The organism is Cytobacillus sp. FSL R7-0680, from assembly GCF_038009245.1.
GTDB classification, from domain to species: Bacteria; Bacillota; Bacilli; order Bacillales; family Cytobacillaceae; genus Cytobacillus; species Cytobacillus kochii.
In genome coordinates, this window is sequence record NZ_JBBPAO010000001.1 from 1191491 (window position 1) to 1210999 (window position 19509).

The window sequence follows — 19509 nt, forward strand, 5'->3', positions numbered from 1 at the left end:
ATTTACTAATAATATTTTTGAAATCTGATTCTTTCATTTATCTGAATAATATCCCTTTATACCAAGAGATATTTTATAAGAAACGAATGAGTAAATACCTATTAAAAAAAAGATAATTTCGTCTGAGGGCGATTCTCAAGCATCCTAATTACTGGAAAAAATAATTTTATTTTCATAGATTTCTATGATAATATATAAGTAAAGATAATTACGCATTATCTTTACTATACATAATATAATTATTGTTAATTATAAAGGAGTTCCTTCTTATGGATGAATTAATTTTATTACATACCATTTCAAATGAAGATTATTTACGGCAATTACAAAATCGGCTAGCATCTAGTAACTTACTAGATTCCAATCGAAATCTCAGCTTGAAAAATGCAAGTGATCAAGAATTACTTGAAATGTTTTTTGTCGTAAAGATTTTTACAAGTAATAAAGAGTTATCTCCCCATACTTTGAAAGCTTATCGTACAGATGCAAAAACATTATTAATTTTTATGAATGATCATCAGCTTGGATTTAGAGATATCGGTTTTCCAGAAGTGAAAGCCTATAATCATTATATTAATGAAAAATATGCACCAAAATCGGCAATTAGAAAATTAGAATTTTTTCGGAGAATATTAGACTTTGGCTATGAGACACAATTTTATGTCGCACATTTATCTACGTGGGTTTCGAAACCTTCTAGTAAAAAAGGGCATTTTGCCCAACCGGATAGCGGTCAAGTACGAGAACTAACACCTCATGATGCTGAACATTTGATAGCCTGCTTTCCCCAAGTTGTAAAAGCAAAGAAAAATCGAGAGGCCTTGCAAAATCGCAACTTATTAATTGGATATTTACTTTATACAACCGGTATGCGTGCCAGTGAGTTATTAAGCTTGAACTGGGGAAGTTTTCGTATTAACCGTAGAGGAGCACTTTATGCTGATGTGTTAGGAAAAGGAAAAAAGCATCGTTCCATACCCATTCGAGGAGAAGTAAAAGAAGTTCTCTTTACTTATCGAGAAAGTATTTGTGCACCGATAGAATGGAATAGCAATGATACAACGCCTCTCTTCTTCTCCCTCTACAATAAAAATGATATTGAGACAGATCCAAAGCGCTTGTCCTATCCTGCCTTGTATAAAATTGTAAAAGAAGCCGTTACCTTAGCAGGAAAACAATCAAATATCTCCCCGCATTGGTTTAGACATACATTTGTTACGATGTTGCTCGAAAACGATGTCCCCCTTGCCGTTGTCAAAGATTGGGCTGGACATGCAGATATATCGACTACCAATATCTACTTGGAAAGGATTAATCAAGATGATTCATTTAAACATTTACAAAAAGTGTCTATATTTCAATAATACCCCTATAAAGTTTGTTTTGCATGCCATCCCCTTTTGAATGTTTGAGGCAATGGCTTCGGACTATTCGCCTGTTTATCTTTAAATTGGTGAATAGTCATATCTATCAAGAAAAGAATATAAGCTTTTTCTCTATCACTCTGCATTCGTTTGTCGTTTGCTACCTTTAGATTTCATGTCAGTCCGTACCCTTTAGTTTAGCTCATTACAATTTTTACCTTTGCTTATGTGGGAGTACTCAATAAAGGGGCTGGGTAATCACTAAATGAGCTAACCTTAAAAACAATCAGTAACAAATGATGATCTTAAGAACATCATTTGCAAAAAAGTCCTTACCATTGTGCTACAGACACTCGCTTTCCGAGATAAGGGGCTGAGCTTCCACGGCATTGCTTGCGGGGTCGCAGCTTTCCCATTTCACTATTTACATCATATAAGGAAATCATTACAAAAAATCCGAATGATTAGATGTTAGATACGCCTAATCACTCGGATCAATCCTTAGCTAGAATACTTATGTCCCAACCTCTTTTGAAAATATGATGATGTCTAACAATAGGATGAAAATAAGCGCTACTACATGCAGAGATAGGCTGTTTGATTTTGAGTAATCGCTATCTTCTTATTGAGTCTCTTCCTATTTAATATATTGTGTTTTAGATAATGCTTGATTCATATAAGCCAGTTCACTGGCTAAGTTTTTCACTCTTAATAAGACATCTTTATCAATTAGTTCGTTCTTATGATTGAAATGATCAATATGTGCGTACACATAGCTTGGAGATACATATGCACGAAAATAGCCTGCAATCGGTTTTAATTGATTTTCAATTACGAGATAATGTTGATATGTTCCTCCTGTCGCAATAAATCCCATGACTTTGTTACGAAATACATCTGGAGGAACTAAATCAAACAAATTTTTAAGTACGCCTGTTATCGATCCTTGAAAAATAGGTGATCCGATAACATAAAAATCAGCGGAAGTGATGGTTTCAATCACTTTTTTTGTATCATCATTGTAATCAGAAGGATGTCTGCCATCACAAAATTGCAGGTCAAAATTCTTTAAGTCTAGTAACTCTACTTCTATTTCAGGGTGAATTGATTTTAATTCATCTAATACTTTATTTACTACGACTAACGTTTTCGAGCCTGTTATTGTTCCAGAAATCCCTAATAATCGCATCCTTAATCTCCCCTTTATTTAGCATTGTTAATATAAGATTAAGTTGCAATATTTATGCCAATTTAAAAAGTAGTGATTAGATGACACAGCTTATTTTATATGTATCATATTCGAACCAATATGATGAATTTTGCAACATTGGGAGCGCTAAGATTCGACGATGATTATATTCAAATTAATTCTTCTTCATTTAACTTCCGCCATAATGTACTTCTGCTGATCCCTAGTAATTTTGCTGCCTCACTTTTGTTCCCATTTGTTTTATTTAGCACATCTTTGATTGTACTCATCTCTGCCTTTTTTATTAGATCTTGATATGATGTGTTTTCCTCATAAAGGTCAGCACTTAATTGTGAAAAGTCATTATCCTCTAATGTTTCAATTAAATAATTCATTAACTCTTTTCTAGTCAACTTTATTGGTGATTCTAAGTAGGCAAATAATCGTTCAAGATTGTTTTCCAATTCCCTAATATTTCCCTGCCACTGGTACTCTGCTAATAGTTCTGTCATTTCATAAATGTGCTCATTTATCGTATGTAAAAAATGAGGATATCGCTTGGCAGTATAAGATAAAACCAAATCTTCCAAATCTTCTTTGCGTTGATTTAATGTCGGTAAAATAAGATTTAATACACTAATACGGTAAAATAAATCTAAACGAAACTCACCTTTCCTCACTTTTTCAAGCAAGTTCACATTTGTAGCAGCAATAATTCTCACGTCTATTGGGATAATCGAAGCACTTCCCACACGTCTAACGACTTTTTCTTGAAGAATTCTTAATAATTTTGATTGCATGCTTAATGGGATTTCTCCTAATTCATCTAAAAATACAGTACCTTTATGAGCAAGTTCGAATAAACCTGCTTTTCCCCCTTTTTTTGCGCCTGTAAAAGCACCTTCTGTATAACCAAAAAACTCTGATTCAATTAAGTTTTCCGGGATTGCTGCACAATTGATTGCAATAAAAGGTTCAGATGAGCGAGAGCTTTCATTATGTATACTTTGTGCAAAAAGCTCTTTCCCAGTTCCTGATTCTCCAATGATTAAAACATTTGCATCGGTTTTCGCAAACTTTCTGGCCTTTAACTTTGTCTTTTGAATCGCTGTACTCTTACCGACAATATCATGAAAGTCGTAAATGGCGCGATTGGATTGATCATATAACTTTTTTCTTATTTTCTTTTCATGTTTTTGTATCTCGTCCGTGTCCGAAATAATGATAACCGTTCCGTCAAAAATATCTTTAACATAGATTGGGAAGGAGTTTAAAAATAAAGTTTTGTTTTTATAATCAAGTAATTTCCCCTTGATAAGAACATTTTGTTTTGAGCTTTTAGAAATAAAACCAAACTCCCCAATTTCATTGATTGAAATCCCTTTCAAATCTCGATATTTTTGTAGATCTAACAATTCGATTGCTTTTTGATTGATTTGAAGGATTCTGTTTGTTACGTTTAAACTAATGACACCTTCATTAAAATGTTCTAATATATATTCTTGACGTTTTAAATTACTTTGCTCTTCAAATCTCCCGGCTAATACATTGAATGCAATATCGACTGCCTGTTTTACACTTTCTCTTCCATACCAAATGAACCCGCTTAATCCTTTTTTAATAGCTTTAGAGACAATTAAGCCAGAACCTATGACACTATTTTGATTGTTCGCAACAAGCTCATCTATTAAATCATCAATGGACTCTACATTCGGATAAGAGTATTGGTTAATCTTTATATTCAATAAATTTTCTAAATCCGATAAATCTTCCTTAAAAAACTTTTCTTTATAATTAATAATATTAATTTCATTTCCAAGTCGTACGGCTTGATTTAATGCTTTTAGAAATTCATTCGTTTGTACGCGAAATGGAATCAAATGTCCTCTAACATGACGCTTCTTAAACTCTTCATAAATGGTAGCACCACAAATTAATACATCATCATTTTGTATATAGGTAGGGTTTTTCAAAATATCTTTTGCTTCTAATTTTTGTACTACTAATTCTTGGAAATTTTGTTTCCTTATTGAGATTTCTTCTTCGACAAACACATCCAAAGGTGAAAAACCGGTTACAAATAACTTCATCTTCATCCCCCCTTATCTAACAATATTAATGAAACATTTGGGTATGTTGATTTTCAATTAATTTAACCATGTTTTCACATTTTCATAGAGCATCGTATGGATTTGTTCTTCACTTACCCCATTAGCTATTAACATAGGAACCACTTTATCTAATAAAAATGTCATTGACCAATCGGGGTATACTTCCTTTTTTAAACTTTCAGGTTTATATCTATCTGTCGTACAACAATAATCTTGCGATAAAAACATTCTATTAGTGTATCCTTTTTGAACAAGCGCGTTTATTGTCGCATTTCGTCTTTCTGTTGATAAAGTAGAGGTAAGACCATAGCGGTCCATTCCGATATAAACCCCTTTATCTAACAATCTTTCGAGATAACCCAGTTGGTCAGTGTCCCCACAATGACCGATTAGGACTTTATTCAATTGAACGCCTTCCTCTTCAAAAATTTCAATTTGAGTGAGGCCATTTTCTTTGGAGGGTACTGAATGAGTCATGATAGGTACTCCTGTGCGGAGGTGTGCCCGAGCGACTGCTCTTAAAACTTTTTCTACTTGAGGAGTAAGACCAGGAACATCCGTTGCACATTTTAAAAAGCCTGCTTTGATCTCACTATTTTGAACGCCTACTTCAATATCCCTTACAAATTGTTCTACCATAAAGCCGATGTCATTGAACATAAAGCGTGTCGGTAAATAATGAAATGTAAAGATACCTGTAGCAGCAATGATATTTACTCCTGATGCCCTAGAAACCCTTTGCATAAATCTGACGTCACGATCTAGTCCCATTACACTTGGATCAAAAATAGTCTGTACCCCTTGTTTCTTAACACCAAGCACTTGTTCTAAAGCTAATTGATATTCTTCATCATGATTGTATAAATGGGGGAATTGAACAGCGACTTCTTCTGCTCTTGTCCTTAAATGTTCATGGATAAGTGTTTTACCTAGTTTGTTGACTTCAATTGGCCCGGTAACCGAATGAATTACTTTCATATATTCAACCTCCATTCATTTTTTAATTATTTCATAAATTTATAATTTTGAATACAAATGAAGGGAGAAGATAGATGTAGTAAACGTTTTCATTTTCACCTTCTCCCTGATTGAAGCAAGTTGGATGTACTTTTGAAGAAAATTGAATCACCTTACGTAATTCGGTAGAAATAGGGCGATTTCAGGGAAAATATATAACAATATTATTAATGATAGAATTGGAATCATGAACAATAGTGCGCCTTTAAATATGGATTGAAGGTCAAGGTCGTCCACGACGCCCTTCAACACAAAACAATTCATCCCAACTGGTGGTGAAATTAAGGCCATCTCTACGAGGAGAACAATAATTACGCCAAACCAAATCAAATCAAATTCAAGCGCTTGAATGATTGGCATGATTATCGGGATGGTTACAACAATCATTGCCATTGTATCCATAATAGCTCCTAAAATTAAATACATAAGCACAATAAGTAAAAAAATCATTGTTGGTGATAATTCTTTACTAAATAAAAAGTCTGCTAATAGATTAGGTACTCTCGTAATCGTCAAAATAAAGTTTAAGAGAAATGCCCCCATCACAATAGCGAAAATAAAACCAGTCGTTTTTACTGTACTAAAAATTGCTTCACGAAATCGAGCGAATGTCAGTTTTTTTCTTAATAAGGCAACAAGCAAAGCACCTAATGCCCCAAAACCAGCTGCTTCTGTAGCGGTGAAAAATCCGATATATATTCCACCCATAACTAGGATAAATAGTAAAATAATCCATATATTCGTTTTTAAAGATTTAACTTTTTCACTCCAAGTTACATTGTTCTCATAAGTCCCCGACACTAAACTAGGCTTGATCAATATACTAATCCATATCGTTAGCATAAAAAAAAGCGTTAATAAAATCCCAGGCACAATGCCTGCCATTAGTAACTTACCTATAGATTGCTCGGTCATCATGCCATAAAGAATGAACATGGTACTTGGAGGGATAAGTATGCCTAATGTTCCTCCTGCGACAATCGATCCACCTGTTAAGCTTTTTGCATAGCCCGCTTTGAGCATTTCTTTTGATGCGACGACTCCAATGGTACCTGTTGTTGCTAAACTCGAACCTGAGGAAGCAGCAAACATAGCCGATGCCCCAATGGTTGCTATACCTAAGCCGCCTTTAAGCTTGCCGAACCAATTTTTGAATGCGGTGAATAATTCGTCACTAAATCCAGCAACATATAAAAATTGTCCCATTAATACAAATAGAGGAATTGTACTTAATGTATAGCTATAACTATGATGCCAAATGATGCTTTCAATAGCAGTAAACAATGCATTTTCACTTTTTAAAACTAAAATACCTATACAGGCAGGCACCGCCATTGCTACTACAATCGGTATTCTTAGAAACATTAAAATAAACACAAAAACTAAAACAAGCACACCTATAGCAGTTACATCCAAACGAATCCCCTCCCTACTTTCCTTGTGTGAGCAACTTAATGTTACCAACTATTTGCTTGATTGATTCAAATCCCCAGCCGATGAAACCAAATATTAATAGGGCTTTAAAGTAGAAAAAAGGTATCCTGAGAATGATAGAGGCTTCGGCGAGATCAAATTTGATGAAAAAAACATAAGCAACTAAAAAAGCAAAAATCGTAATTAATATAGAAGAAATTAAATCAATCACATATTGAACTTTGATTGGAAAATGATCTGCTAGGATCCCTACCGAAATATGAGCTCTTAGATTTTCAGTATACGAAAGGGCACCTACGATCAATGTAACCATTGTTAATTGGACAAGCTCAACATCACCGACAATCGGATTGCCTAAACCTCTTGATATAGCTGAAAAGGCAACAATTATCATCATTACTATCAATGAGAGGAATGCCAACCATTTATTGATTTGAGTACATTTCGAGATTATTTTCGCCCACATCTTTAACCCTCCAATCACAAATGATCATTACTATTAAAATATGTTGGGGCTCACTTGGTAGCCCCTTTTCACTATTCTGGAATGATAATCCCTTTTTCTTCAAGTAGACTTGTAAAGTACGCCATCATTTCTTCGCCAGGATAGCCTCTCTTATTTGCAATTTCTACCCACTGATCCATTACAATTTTTGCAGGTTTTCTAAACATAGCTAGTTCTTCTTCAGTAGGAACGATCACTTTACCTCCATCTTCTTTTACATTCAATTCAAAAGTATCTATCGCTTTGTCAGCACTTTGTGTGTAAAGGTCTGTAATCAAACTAGCGTATGCAGGGCCAAATTTTTCATAAAACATCTCTTTTATCTCTTCAGGTAAGCTCTCTAAAAAATCATGATTCATCATAAACATTTGTGTTGCCACACCAATATCTAATTTCGTCATATAAGGGCTCACTTCTTCTAATTTGAATCCATTTGCACCGACTGCAGTGTAAGCAACGGAATCGACTATGCCTTTTTCAACAGATTCATATAATTCTGTATTATTCAAAGATACTGGTATGGCGTCTAACTCTTTGAATAACTCGATTCTTTCAAGAACGGAATCGGCTATTTTCAGTTTCTTCATATCCTTCATCGTACGAATTGGTTGAGTACTATATAATTGATAAGCGTCAGTGGAAGAAATTGACATAAATTGTCCTTCTTTAAAAGTATCTTTCATATATTTATCTTTGAATTGAGTAAGGACAGATTCTGCGATTGCGGGGTCATCAATTAGAAAAGGCAAATCACCAATAGTTAACGGGAAAAGGTCTGTATCTATATGTCTACCTGGTGATACAATTCCAGCTTCATAAAGGCCTGATTTTATATCTTCATAGGCAGAAGAAAGCTCTCCTAAAGCAGCACTAGGGAAAATATTAACTTGAACAATCCCATTCGTCTCTTCTTCAACCATTTCTGCCCACGGCTCTGCTACTTGTTTGGTAAAAGGATGTACAGGTCCGGCTGAAACATTTAAGTTTAATTGATATATTTTTTCGCCGGAAGCTGTTTTTTGAGAAGAACAAGCTGATAAAAACAAGAGTGAAATGAACAGTGTAACTATTAATGCCTTGTATCTCATAAAGCCCCCCCTTTTTAGTAAACGTTTTCATTACGACGCATTAGCGAATGGAATGTTCTGTCTGCGAAAAATATGGCATCACTTTTTCTGAGAACAACTTCATCGACTTTAACACTTGCCGTTGTGGTTGACCACCAATATTCATCCAAAGAATCATATTATTTAAACCTGTAATTCTCTTGTATTCTTGTATATCATGTATTACTTTTTCTGGTGATCCAACTAATGTATTCTCCGATTGTAAAAAACGTTGGTAATCTATATTTCTTTCTCTATCAATCACACCAAATGTTGGTCGGTTATCCCTTTCACTCATATACCATTCAAGCCCTTTTCTATATTCCTCTTGTGCTTGTTCAGTCGTTTCTGCAACATAGCAGAAAAGTAACTTTCCAGATCGAGCAACCGCATTTTCAACATATTCAGGAGTTAAACCTGATTCAAGTGCAGACTTTTTATACAATGCAATCTTGTGATTCGTATCTTCATTCGTTATTCCTCCTAGAACAAATGAATGCCCCTGTTTTGCTGCATTAATGATAGAAGAATCATTACCAGATACCATTACAAATATCGGTGGTCCTGAACGACGGACCGGTCTTGGGTAAACAGGAATGTCTTTAATATCAAAGAATTTTCCTGCATAAGTAACCTTCTCATTTTTCAATGCGGTTGTAAGAATATCTAATGACTCTAAGTATTTTTCATGACGTTGATCAAAGTCAATATTATATGCTTCATATTCTAATGCATCGTAGCCTTTACCAACGCCTAAATACAATCTACCATTACTGATAATATCGACTAATGCCATATCTTCAGCTAATTGTAATGGATGATGGAGAGGTAATCTAGAAACGGCAGAGCCCAGCATAATTGTATTCGTTTGTGCGGCTGCAGCTGCCAGATAAACAGATGTAGAACTAACAACACCATAAGCACGAGCATTATGTTCAGCAATCCATGCTGAATGAAATCCTAATTGATCAGCACCCTTTATTTGTTCTAATCCATCACGTAACTCTTCTGCATCCGTTTTCCATGGGGCTACCGAATTCAAGAAGAACAGTCCAAATGTCATATCTTTTCCTAAAATAGGCATTATCCAACACTCCATTTCATTTGATTTTCAACTTTTGACTAAATATTACAAAAATTTAACTAGAGACTATAATTGTATCTTTAGAATCCCTTAAATCTAAGGACTTCTTTTTATATTTCTGAAAGCGCTTCTTCCAAAATAGGCAAGCTTATATGAAAAGTACTACTGCCTTGTGTACTGACAATTTTTAAAATTTCCATTATCTCTTCAGAGCTAGCTCCATACTTCAATGCATTTCTTATATGAATTCGAATCCCATTCTCGAATAAATGTGTTGTAGAGCTATCGATTGCAATATAAATAAATTCTTTTAGCTTTGCACTGATGATGTCTTTTTCCCAAGGGTTTGTTAAAACTTTAAGATAACTTTCAAAAAATGGTTCATCATTAACTAGAAGTATGTCACGAAAACGGTTCCAATAGCCCATTTTCTTTATAAACTGATCTTTTTGTTCCTTTTGGCTTTCGTTCAACTTTACAGGCATAGAATCGTTTGAGTACGCATTATATTCATCTACTAAAATCGGTATTCCTACTGCACAAGTATGCATGCCTAGCACACTAACGAGTTTAAGAACCTCGAAGATTTCCTCTTTTTTTGCCCCGTGATTGATTGCGTTTTTCATATGCATTTCTAGTTTGCTTTGGCAAAGGTTTGTCGGAGAAGCGTTTATTGCGATATGAATCAGCTCAATTGTTTTTGCATCAAAAATATGATTTGTATAAGGAGTACATAAGAAGTCTTTGTATATATGATAAAAGTCAGTATCGAAAGTCGATATATAATCCATTATCGAATCCCAATAACCCATTTCTTTTAGTTGATCTTCTGCGATTGTTTTTTTAGTATTGCCGTTAGTTTCCAACGATAAATCCTCCTTCCGTGGGATGAAGAGATGGATTGATCCGTCAAGCAAAACTGGTGACTTAACTTGTTCTACATGATCAATTTTTCTATCCCCTTTTAGTCACAAGTTCAATAAAATCCATAGTCTGTTAATTATTTGGAGCTCCTGATACATAGATGATTTGTCCTGTAACATAATCGGATTTTTCTGTTGCCAAAAATTCAATGACATTTGCCACATCTTCTGGTTGACCAATTCTTCTTATTGGATTCCGATCGAGTATCGCTTGCTTCATTTGATTGAAATTATCAATTCCCCTCTTATGCGCATCGGCTTCAGACACTTTACTCATCTGTGTTTCTATATAGCCAGGGGCAACCGCATTAACATGGATGCCATGGGGACCAAGTTCAATGGCTAAAGATCTTGTCAGTCCTTGAATGCCTGCTTTTGCAGCAGCATAGTTGACTCTTCCTTGTGTACCTAGAGCTGCGACGGATGAAATTAATATTATCTTTCCTTGTTGCTGTCTCTTCATATAAGGTGTAACCGCTCTACAACAATTAAAGGAACCTTTTAAATTTACATCAATGACTGTATCCCACTCATGATCCAACATATCATCAATTAGATGATCTTTTAATATTCCAGCACAATTGATCAAAATATCAATGCGATTAAACTTTTTATATACACTCTTTACAGCTTCTTCAACCTCTCTTCTATTCCTAATATCTACTTTTATTTCCTCAATATCGTCTTGATAGCCTTGCCATTTTCCTTGTTGTAAATCAAAAACAACTACTTTTGCTTCCTCACTCAACAATTTCTTCACTGTTGCTTCCCCTATTCCCCCTGCACCGCCTGTAATAATAGCCACTTTCCCTCTGAACATCCTGATAGGCATCCATTCCTCCTTTTAAATTTCTTGTTCATTAAACCATTGAATGGTTGGCTTAAGGCCCAATTCATTTATTTTCTCTCTAATTGATTGAATCCCTTCAGTCGTATGGATAATTGCATCCTGTTCTGGACCAAACATTACACTCGTTCTAAATCCTTGAATGTCCATTACGCGATTATGTGCTTGCTTCTTTAACTTCAAAATATCAAGAGGTGTTTTGGCAATTCCTTTAGCAATTTCTAATGTTTTATCTTCTAATTCAGCTTCTTTAAAACAACGAGCGGCAAATCCATACTCTGTTGCTTCAATACCTGTTATTCTACTTCCAGCTGTTAAGTCTAGTAATTTTGCTCGTTGATGCCCAATATGCCACCCCCAATAAATCCCGACAAATCCTCCTCCAAGAGGCAGAGAGGGAAAGCCAAATTGTGCATTCTCCGCTGTGATGACAAAGTCACATGAAGCTAATAACTGTGTACCCCCTGCCAATGCATAACCATGCACTTGAGCAATGATTGGTTTGGGAAAGGCCCATATTCTTAACCATCTTTTCGTAAATTCCTCTAATTTATCTCGATCTTCAGTGACAGTCGGATGACTGTACTTACCAACATCGTAGCCTACACTAAAGGCTCTCCCACTTCCTTTTATAATGACTACACTAATAGAATCATCTTGTTCAATTTCGTTTAGCGCTTGATCAAGTTCTGTTAACAGCTGGTTATTTAAAGCATTTAATTTTTCTGGGCGATTCAATATGATATAGGCTATTCTTCCTTTTTTTTCTTGTAATACTGATAATTCTGACATCTGATGACCTCCCATATATCTTTTTTTAAAACCCACCACCACTAACATCCAATGTTACACCTGTAATATAAGATGCATCGTCTGAGCTTAAGAATGTAACAGCAGCAGCTTGCTCATGAGGTGCGGATGGTCTGCCGATTGGAACATTTCTTAATGTAGATCCAACATCTCGGTTCTTCCATATTTTCTGCATTCTCTCACCACTAACACAATAGCCTGGAGCAATTGCATTAATCCTAAATCCTGATGGGGAAAACTCTTTTGACATATGCTTAGTTAAACCTATAACAGCCGCCTTTGCTGCACTATAATGTGGCCTCATCGAATTATTTGGGTTGATTGCTGCTTGTGAAGCCATATTGACAATTGTTCCTTGTGTCCCTTTTTCAACATGATTTCTAATAAACGATTGAGATACGAGGAAAATACTTTTTGTATTTAAATCAAATACACGATTCCACATGTCTTCTGTTAGTTCCAATAGATGAATGGGGTGTTCCATACAACCTCCACCCGCATTATTTATTAAAATATCGATAGTACCTAGTTGTTTCCAACAATCTTTGATGACATTGTTCACTTGATTACTCGATGTGACGTCACAAATCTTCGGTAGGCAAGAACCAGGAACTTGATGATTGATTTCATTACAAGTGACATGTAAAGATTGTTCGTCTATATCTAATACAATCACGCGAGCTTCTTCTTGAACAAAACGCTCGACAATTGATCTGCCAATTCCTGAGCCTCCTCCAGTGACGAGCGCAATCTTGTTTTTTAGTTTCCCCATTTCAGCTCCCCCTTGTAATAATCCTTCTGTTTAATTAAAGTTCAAGTCACCTTTTAATAGGCTTCTAGCTATTGTTCGTCTATGGATTTCTGATGTACCATCAGGGATTCGCAGGATTCTGGCATAACGGTATCCTGCTTCAAGCTTTAATTCATTTGAAACGCCGACTCCTCCATGAACCTGGATGACTTTATCATATACACGCCCTAACATTTCCGTACAGTAAGCTTTTACCATCGAGATTTCTTTCACCGGTTGTTTTTTCGTGTTTTCAATTTTCCATGCGCAATGTAAAGCCATATTCCTAGCAGCATAGATATCCATGGCAGATTCTGCGATCATATTTTGAATAGTTTGGTGCTCACCTATTGCTTTTCCAAACGTTTTTCGCATATTTGCATAATCTATTGCCTGTTTCAATGCCCATTGAGCAGAACCGATACATTTCCCGCTCATCCCTAATCTGCCATTATTAATCCCGTGCATGGCCTTTGTAAAGCCTTGATCTAATTCTCCAATAATATTTTCTTCTGGAACTCTTAATTGATCGATGCTAATAATTCCAGCATCCCCTCCTAATTCCCCCATAACTGGAATGACTGAATCTACGTTGAAGCCTGTGCTATTTGTTTCAACAAAGAAACAAGTAATTCCACCTTTTCTCTTCGCATGTAATTCGGGATTTGTAACTGCAAATAACATACAGTAATCCGCATAAGGTGCATTCGTTATCCACTGCTTTGTTCCATTTATTACCCATTCATTGTTCACTTTAACAGCCTTTGTTTTAATCCCCCAAACATCAGAACCGGCATCTGGTTCAGTTAAGCCAAAGCATAATGTTTTCTCTCCCTTTCTTATCCCATCTAGATACTCATCTTTTAATTCTTGTTTCAACCCTCTCAGTACTGGTGTAATTCCATTGGTAAATGGAGAGGGAATCACTATAGGGTCGATTAGTTTTCGATTAGGATAGTTTTTTGCAATCGCTTCTTGCGTTAATAATGCCGTAATAGGTCCAAGTTCCTCTCCACCTAGTTCTTTATCCCCGAACATTGTATAAAAGCCAGCTTCTGCTGAAGCCACTCTTACTTCTTTTCTTAAGCTCTCAACCTTTGGATGACGCCTACCATTTTCTAGATAATAATTCCTTTCATTGTAGAGTAATTCTGCGTTTTCTTCTTCTAAAGGAATGACCTTTTTATCAATAAATTGTTTTAAGCCGTTTATAATTTCTAAAGTTTCTTCTGGTACAGTAAAATTCATGCATAATCCTCCTTCATTATTTATTTAACTTAATTTCATCAATGCGTCCGCAACCTTTACACCTTTCCTACCTTCAAACACCATAATAGGGTTTAGGTCAACTTCCTCTAAAACCCCTTCTTGCATACTGATTACAAAACTAAACTGTGAAATGAGATTACATAATGAGTCAACATCGTACTGAGTTTTTCCTCGAAACCCTTTTAAAATCTGGCTTGCTTTTAATTCCTCTACCATTTCTTTCGCAACTTTTGGCGATACCGGCGCTTTTCTCATTGAGACATCCTTAAAAACTTCAATAAAAATCCCGCCTAAACCGACAAGTATCATTTGGCCGAAAATAGGGTCTCTCTTTGCACCGACATACATTTCTATCGAATGATCGTTTATCATTTCCTGTATTAACACACCATCAAATGTTGCCTCTTCTTCGTTTTGAATAATCGTTTTAAGATGATTGAAAACATCTTTGACTTCTTGGTCACTGTTAATATTTAATTGCACTAGTCCCTTTTCAGTTTTATGTAATATTTGTGGTGACATGCCTTTTAACACTACTGGATACCCTATTGAATTTGCCGATTCCACCGCTTCTGTTGGAGATAGTGCCAATTGCTCTACTGTTATAGGAATCTTGTAATGACTTACTATTTGTTTGCTTTGAAATTCTGTTAACGCTTTTTTACTAGAGTATGAAATGAATTGATTGATTCGATCAAGCGGTATCCTCACACCCTCGTCAGCAGACATTTCTTCTAGATGGTTTTTAGATTTTCTCAATTCATTCATTGCGGAAAGAATCTTTACAGCTCTAGTTGGGTCTTCATTTAAGACCATTCCCGATTCATGGATTAATTTTTTTGCTTCGGGATTACATAATGTAACCATGACACAAGGAATATCAGGAAATTGTTGTTTCATATGCATCAGAGATGTAAGCTTTGTAGCTAATGAATCCGGTTTCAATCCTGAAAAGCCTAAGAACACTATTGCTGCATCATATTGCCCACTCTCTAAAACCGCTTTCATAAAATCTTCTAATAATGTCGGCATGTAAGAGACTTGTGCTGTAGTATCGAGGGGGTTTTTCACTCCAGCAATAGGAATAATTGATTTTAAATGTCTTTGAACTTCTTTAGGCGTTTCTGGTAAAGTGAGTCCGTTTTCTATTACTTGGTCGGAAAGCATAATGCCTACACCTCCAGAGACCGTAAAAATGGCTACGCGGTCCCCTTTCATCCGCGGTAATTGTGCGAATGCGTTTGCTACATCAATAAACTCATCGATCGTCTCTGCCCTGTAGACGCCGTACTGTTTAAAAATCGTGTCATATACCGAATCAGAGCCGACCATTGAACCGGTATGTGACATAGCCGCCTGCATACCTACATCTGACTTTCCTACTTTTAGTAAGACGATTGGCTTTTTCTTTTGCGCAGCTAACTTAAACATATTGATTAATTTTTTTCCATCTTTTGTTCCTTCAAGATAACAGGCAATCACACTTGTTTTATCATCATGTACCAAATACTCGATGCAATCTGCCACATCAATATCACTTTCATTTCCAGTGGCAACAAAGTGACTAAAACCAATATGATGTTGTCTTGCTAAAGTAAAAACATGTGATCCAAATGCCCCACTTTGACTGACGAAACCAATTTTCCCTTTAGGTAATGGTTCTTCGTTTTCTAATATGGTGGAAAAGGTAGCATACATTCTTTTACTTGAATTAAATAACCCTAAACAATTCGGCCCTAATACTCTAATATGATGTTTTTTGGCAAGGGCAGTAATTTGCTCTTGGTCTTTTTTTCCATCTTCCCCTAATTCTGAGAAGCCAGCACTAAAAATAACAACAGACTTCACATTCTTTTTGATACAAGCTAGAAATGTATGGAGAACTAATTTTTGTGGCAACGCAATAATTGCTAGATCAATCTCACTTGGAACATGCATAATGGTCTCATAACACTGCATGTCTTCGATTATTTCATAATTAGGATTAACTGGAAAAATACTTCCTAAGAATCCATATTTCAATAAATAATCTAACGGTCTGCCACCAATTTTTTTTTTGTCAGGGGAACAGCCTATAATGGCAATACTTTCAGGCTCAAATAGAGATTTTAATTCATTCCGCATATAAGACTCCTTTCATGAAGTAATTATTAACCTTGTTGCAATTTGTGTGCCAAAAAATTTAGAATAATTAAAATAATGGAGATAACTATTCTTGTTATAGAGAATCTTAAGTGACGGAGGGTGAAATTCAAATATCAAAACGATGAATGTGTTTCAAAATAAAATACTAGCTTTTTAAAATGAAACAAATAAAAGATTTCATACTGTTATTTGGGAACATCATTTTCATGAATTTTATGAACGTTAGTCTTATTAAACGCATAGTTAGTTTTTTTACTGAGCAGGTTTGATATACACTGGATAAATGGGACGGCGGTTAGGTTGGATGCTAGTTTTTTTAATTGAAAAATCCCTCCTGCAAGCAGAGGGATCCTCAATCATAAACGCTATTGTTTCTTGCTTTTTAACACATAAGTTGCTCTCCCTGTTGCTAATAGCTTTCCTTCTTCATCAAATATATCTGCTACACCAACTACAAGGGTCCCTCCTTTATGAATAATTTTTCCTTCTGCTTTTATCACGCCTTTTGAAACTGGGCGGAAATAATTAATATTCATTTCAGCTGTCATAGCATTATGATGATCTGTGAGAATGGTTCTAACAGCTGTCCCAATGACAGAATCGATTAAAACTGATATTACGCCTCCATGAACAACTTGATTCGGTTGTAGTAATTTCTTACTTACCGGTAGAATAAGTATCGCCTTACCATCATCAATTTCTTCCAACTTCACCCCAATTAGTTCACGAAAATGGTTGTTTTTCATCCGGTGTATTTCTTTATCCCATAGCTCATTTTTCAACGAAATCTCCCTTTCTCTCATAGGTATCTAAACAATTATGTATCATGCAAATTATATGCCTAACTCAACAAGTAAAGATTCTCCCAAATACTTTGTTAACTATTAACTGATGAAAAGCTGGTTGCCTTCATTGGATTGTTTGAATAGAAATATGAAAAAGACAGCCTGGGCGAGCTGTCTTTTTCTCCGTTTGAGGTGAATCAGTTTTTCAGAAGGATTACTATACTATATGTACAAGCAGGGAATGTGGACAAGGACAATCGTCTATTTTTTAAAATTTGGGCTATACTTAAATTTGATACCCCTTATTTACTTCCTTTAATTTTCGTGCAAGTGAGCTAATCTTTAAACCCTCTTCGTGACTTTGTGCAACTTCCTTCATTAAATGGTTTGAATCCTTCACCATTTGCTCTGATTTTGCTAAAGTCTCTTGCGAAATCGCTAAAGCATATTCTGTTTTGTCCTCCATTTGCGGTAGAATAGTCTGTAAACCAACTAATTGTCGTTTTGATTCATCTATAATGTTACAAACAGAAAGGACTTCTTTCATTAACAAATCGAATGCTGTTCGATTCTTAGTCATGATCTCTTTATATTGTATAAAATGGTTATTCGTTTCTTCAGATTCAAAAAGTGTTCTAGATGAGATGTCTTTCATTGAAATAATATTTTCTTTGACTAATTCAACAGCTTGTGCTGATTTTTCTGCCAAAGCCCCGACTTCAGTTGCCACTACTGCAAAACCGCGCCCTGATTCCCCTGCTCGCGCTGCTTCTATGGAAGCATTTAAAGCTAGCAGCTTTGTTTGAGTTGAATATCTTGTATAACTGAGGTCACCTTTTCAATAGAAGAAAATAGTTATTCATTTGGGCAACAGTGTGAGTCATTTTTGAAAATGAAGTTGAAAAAGATTCAAATGTGGCGATGACTTTACTTATACTCTCTTCACCATCTACCGCAGTACCTTCCATTGTATATGCTTTTTTCATCATACTATCCATACTATCAAATAATTTATTGGTTTTTTCTTTCATAGATTGAAACTTCTTAATACTCTCTTCAGAACTAATGGCAGTTTGCTCTGCTCCCTGTTTTACTACTTGAATACCGACTAATAATTCTTCATTTTCTAATTTTACTTTATGAGAAATATGATCAAGGCTATTGCCTGATTGGGATAAATTGTCTGTAGCATCCATTATATTTGTTAATAACTTCCTCATATGAGCAATCATTGTTTGATAACTATTAATAAGTGAGACAATTTCAGGTGTTGTACTTTCCATTTTTATATCATTTATTAGTTGTCCTTTACTAGCCTGTCTCATCATTATTGTTAACTTTGAAATAGGGTTGGTCAAATTTCTTACTAAAAGAATGACAATCACTCCAGTTACTAACAAACATAAAAGGACTGTTACACCAATAAACTGGCTCATTTCTGTTAATGTTTGTAGATACTGTGATTGAGGTATAGCAATAGTGTAGATTCCCTTTAATTCTTGAATGTTACGAAATGCTATCGTGTAGGTTTCCCCATTCATGTCACGCTCAATGATTCCATTTTGTTGTTGAGTAATAGTTTCAACAACGTTATCAGGAAAGTTAATTGGTCGATTTTCACTGACAGAAAAAGGGTCTGCTCCGTTTTGATTAATCAAAAAGAAATATGCACTGAATCCATCTTGGGCTAATTGTGATTCCTGTCTTCTGATCACTTGATTCAGTTTTGTTGTGTACTCACTCTCGTCACCTATGTATATGAGTAATAAATTTTGGGCAATTTCATAAATATAACTCGTTTCCTTATCAAGTCTTTGTTCCATAAAGCCAATAATAGTTTCTTTTGATTTACTAATAGAAATCATTGTCACTATCGTTGCTGAAAAAAGCAGAATAGTAATAACAATAATCAAGAGTCTTGCTTGTAAAGAAAGTTTTCCAACAATCCCTTTGATGGCGTCTAAAACATTTTCCATATCTCTCTCCCCCTTGTTCTCATTATGAGGGTGAAATATAAAGAGAATGTAAATAAGGAGTTATGATTATTTTAATTCTTTATACCTATTGCTAAAGTATTGAGAATAAAAAGTTGTGCACTCATTCTTAATACATTGAATAATGCAATTTCTG

General features: G+C 35.2%; 16 protein-coding genes and 1 pseudogene. 1 reads left to right on the forward strand and 16 read right to left on the reverse strand.

Features of this window, described 5'->3' with window-relative positions; genetic code table 11:
* Nucleotides 1-269: 269 nt before the first annotated feature.
* Nucleotides 270-1364 (forward strand): tyrosine-type recombinase/integrase, encoded by a 1095-nt coding sequence (locus MKY26_RS06030; protein WP_307313929.1) that lies wholly within the window; start codon nt 270-272, stop codon nt 1362-1364.
* 637 nt (nt 1365-2001) lie between these two features.
* Here MKY26_RS06030 and MKY26_RS06035 read toward each other — a convergent pair.
* From MKY26_RS06035 to MKY26_RS06110, 16 genes and pseudogenes are all read right to left on the reverse strand, one after another.
* Nucleotides 2002-2553 (reverse strand): NADPH-dependent FMN reductase, encoded by a 552-nt coding sequence (locus MKY26_RS06035; protein ID WP_095373291.1) that lies wholly within the window; start codon nt 2551-2553, stop codon nt 2002-2004.
* Nucleotides 2554-2723: 170 nt separating this feature from the next.
* A complete protein-coding gene (locus tag MKY26_RS06040) occupies nt 2724-4643 on the reverse strand; it encodes a sigma 54-interacting transcriptional regulator (protein ID WP_341093322.1) in 1920 nt (639 codons plus the stop codon).
* A gap of 57 nt (nt 4644-4700) precedes the next feature.
* Nucleotides 4701-5642, reverse strand: a complete 942-nt coding sequence (locus MKY26_RS06045) for a phosphotriesterase family protein (protein WP_328199422.1) — start codon at nt 5640-5642, stop codon at nt 4701-4703.
* Nucleotides 5643-5789: 147 nt separating this feature from the next.
* Nucleotides 5790-7097, reverse strand: coding sequence for a TRAP transporter large permease (locus MKY26_RS06050; protein ID WP_341093335.1), 1308 nt, complete (start codon nt 7095-7097; stop codon nt 5790-5792).
* 13 nt (nt 7098-7110) lie between these two features.
* Nucleotides 7111-7581 (reverse strand): TRAP transporter small permease, encoded by a 471-nt coding sequence (locus MKY26_RS06055; RefSeq protein ID WP_341093349.1) that lies wholly within the window; start codon nt 7579-7581, stop codon nt 7111-7113.
* Between the two features lie 71 nt (nt 7582-7652).
* On the reverse strand, nt 7653-8708 hold the full coding sequence (locus tag MKY26_RS06060) for a TRAP transporter substrate-binding protein (protein ID WP_341093360.1): 1056 nt from the start codon (nt 8706-8708) through the stop codon (nt 7653-7655).
* A gap of 40 nt (nt 8709-8748) precedes the next feature.
* A complete protein-coding gene (locus MKY26_RS06065; RefSeq protein ID WP_340974898.1) occupies nt 8749-9810 on the reverse strand; it encodes an LLM class flavin-dependent oxidoreductase in 1062 nt (353 codons plus the stop codon).
* Nucleotides 9811-9920: 110 nt separating this feature from the next.
* Complete coding sequence (locus tag MKY26_RS06070) at nt 9921-10676, reverse strand: carboxymuconolactone decarboxylase family protein (protein ID WP_341093370.1); 756 nt, start codon at nt 10674-10676, stop codon at nt 9921-9923.
* Between the two features lie 130 nt (nt 10677-10806).
* A complete protein-coding gene (locus MKY26_RS06075; RefSeq protein ID WP_322909346.1) occupies nt 10807-11565 on the reverse strand; it encodes an SDR family NAD(P)-dependent oxidoreductase in 759 nt (252 codons plus the stop codon).
* A gap of 12 nt (nt 11566-11577) precedes the next feature.
* Nucleotides 11578-12372, reverse strand: a complete 795-nt coding sequence (locus tag MKY26_RS06080) for an enoyl-CoA hydratase-related protein (RefSeq protein WP_322909347.1) — start codon at nt 12370-12372, stop codon at nt 11578-11580.
* Between the two features lie 25 nt (nt 12373-12397).
* A complete protein-coding gene (locus tag MKY26_RS06085; RefSeq protein ID WP_340974906.1) occupies nt 12398-13162 on the reverse strand; it encodes an SDR family NAD(P)-dependent oxidoreductase in 765 nt (254 codons plus the stop codon).
* A gap of 30 nt (nt 13163-13192) precedes the next feature.
* Entirely contained in the window at nt 13193-14428 is a 1236-nt protein-coding gene (locus MKY26_RS06090; RefSeq protein WP_341093409.1) for an acyl-CoA dehydrogenase family protein, read from the reverse strand.
* Between the two features lie 24 nt (nt 14429-14452).
* Nucleotides 14453-16573 carry an acetate--CoA ligase family protein gene (locus tag MKY26_RS06095; RefSeq protein WP_341093416.1) on the reverse strand — a complete coding sequence of 707 codons (2121 nt, stop codon included), beginning with the start codon at nt 16571-16573 and terminating at the stop codon, nt 14453-14455.
* A gap of 386 nt (nt 16574-16959) precedes the next feature.
* A complete protein-coding gene (locus MKY26_RS06100; RefSeq protein WP_157733984.1) occupies nt 16960-17376 on the reverse strand; it encodes a PaaI family thioesterase in 417 nt (138 codons plus the stop codon).
* A gap of 289 nt (nt 17377-17665) precedes the next feature.
* Nucleotides 17666-18178, reverse strand: a pseudogene (locus MKY26_RS06105) (methyl-accepting chemotaxis protein); the annotation flags it as partial.
* A gap of 31 nt (nt 18179-18209) precedes the next feature.
* Nucleotides 18210-19355, reverse strand: a complete 1146-nt coding sequence (locus tag MKY26_RS06110) for a methyl-accepting chemotaxis protein (RefSeq protein ID WP_095373277.1) — start codon at nt 19353-19355, stop codon at nt 18210-18212.
* Nucleotides 19356-19509 lie beyond the last annotated feature (154 nt).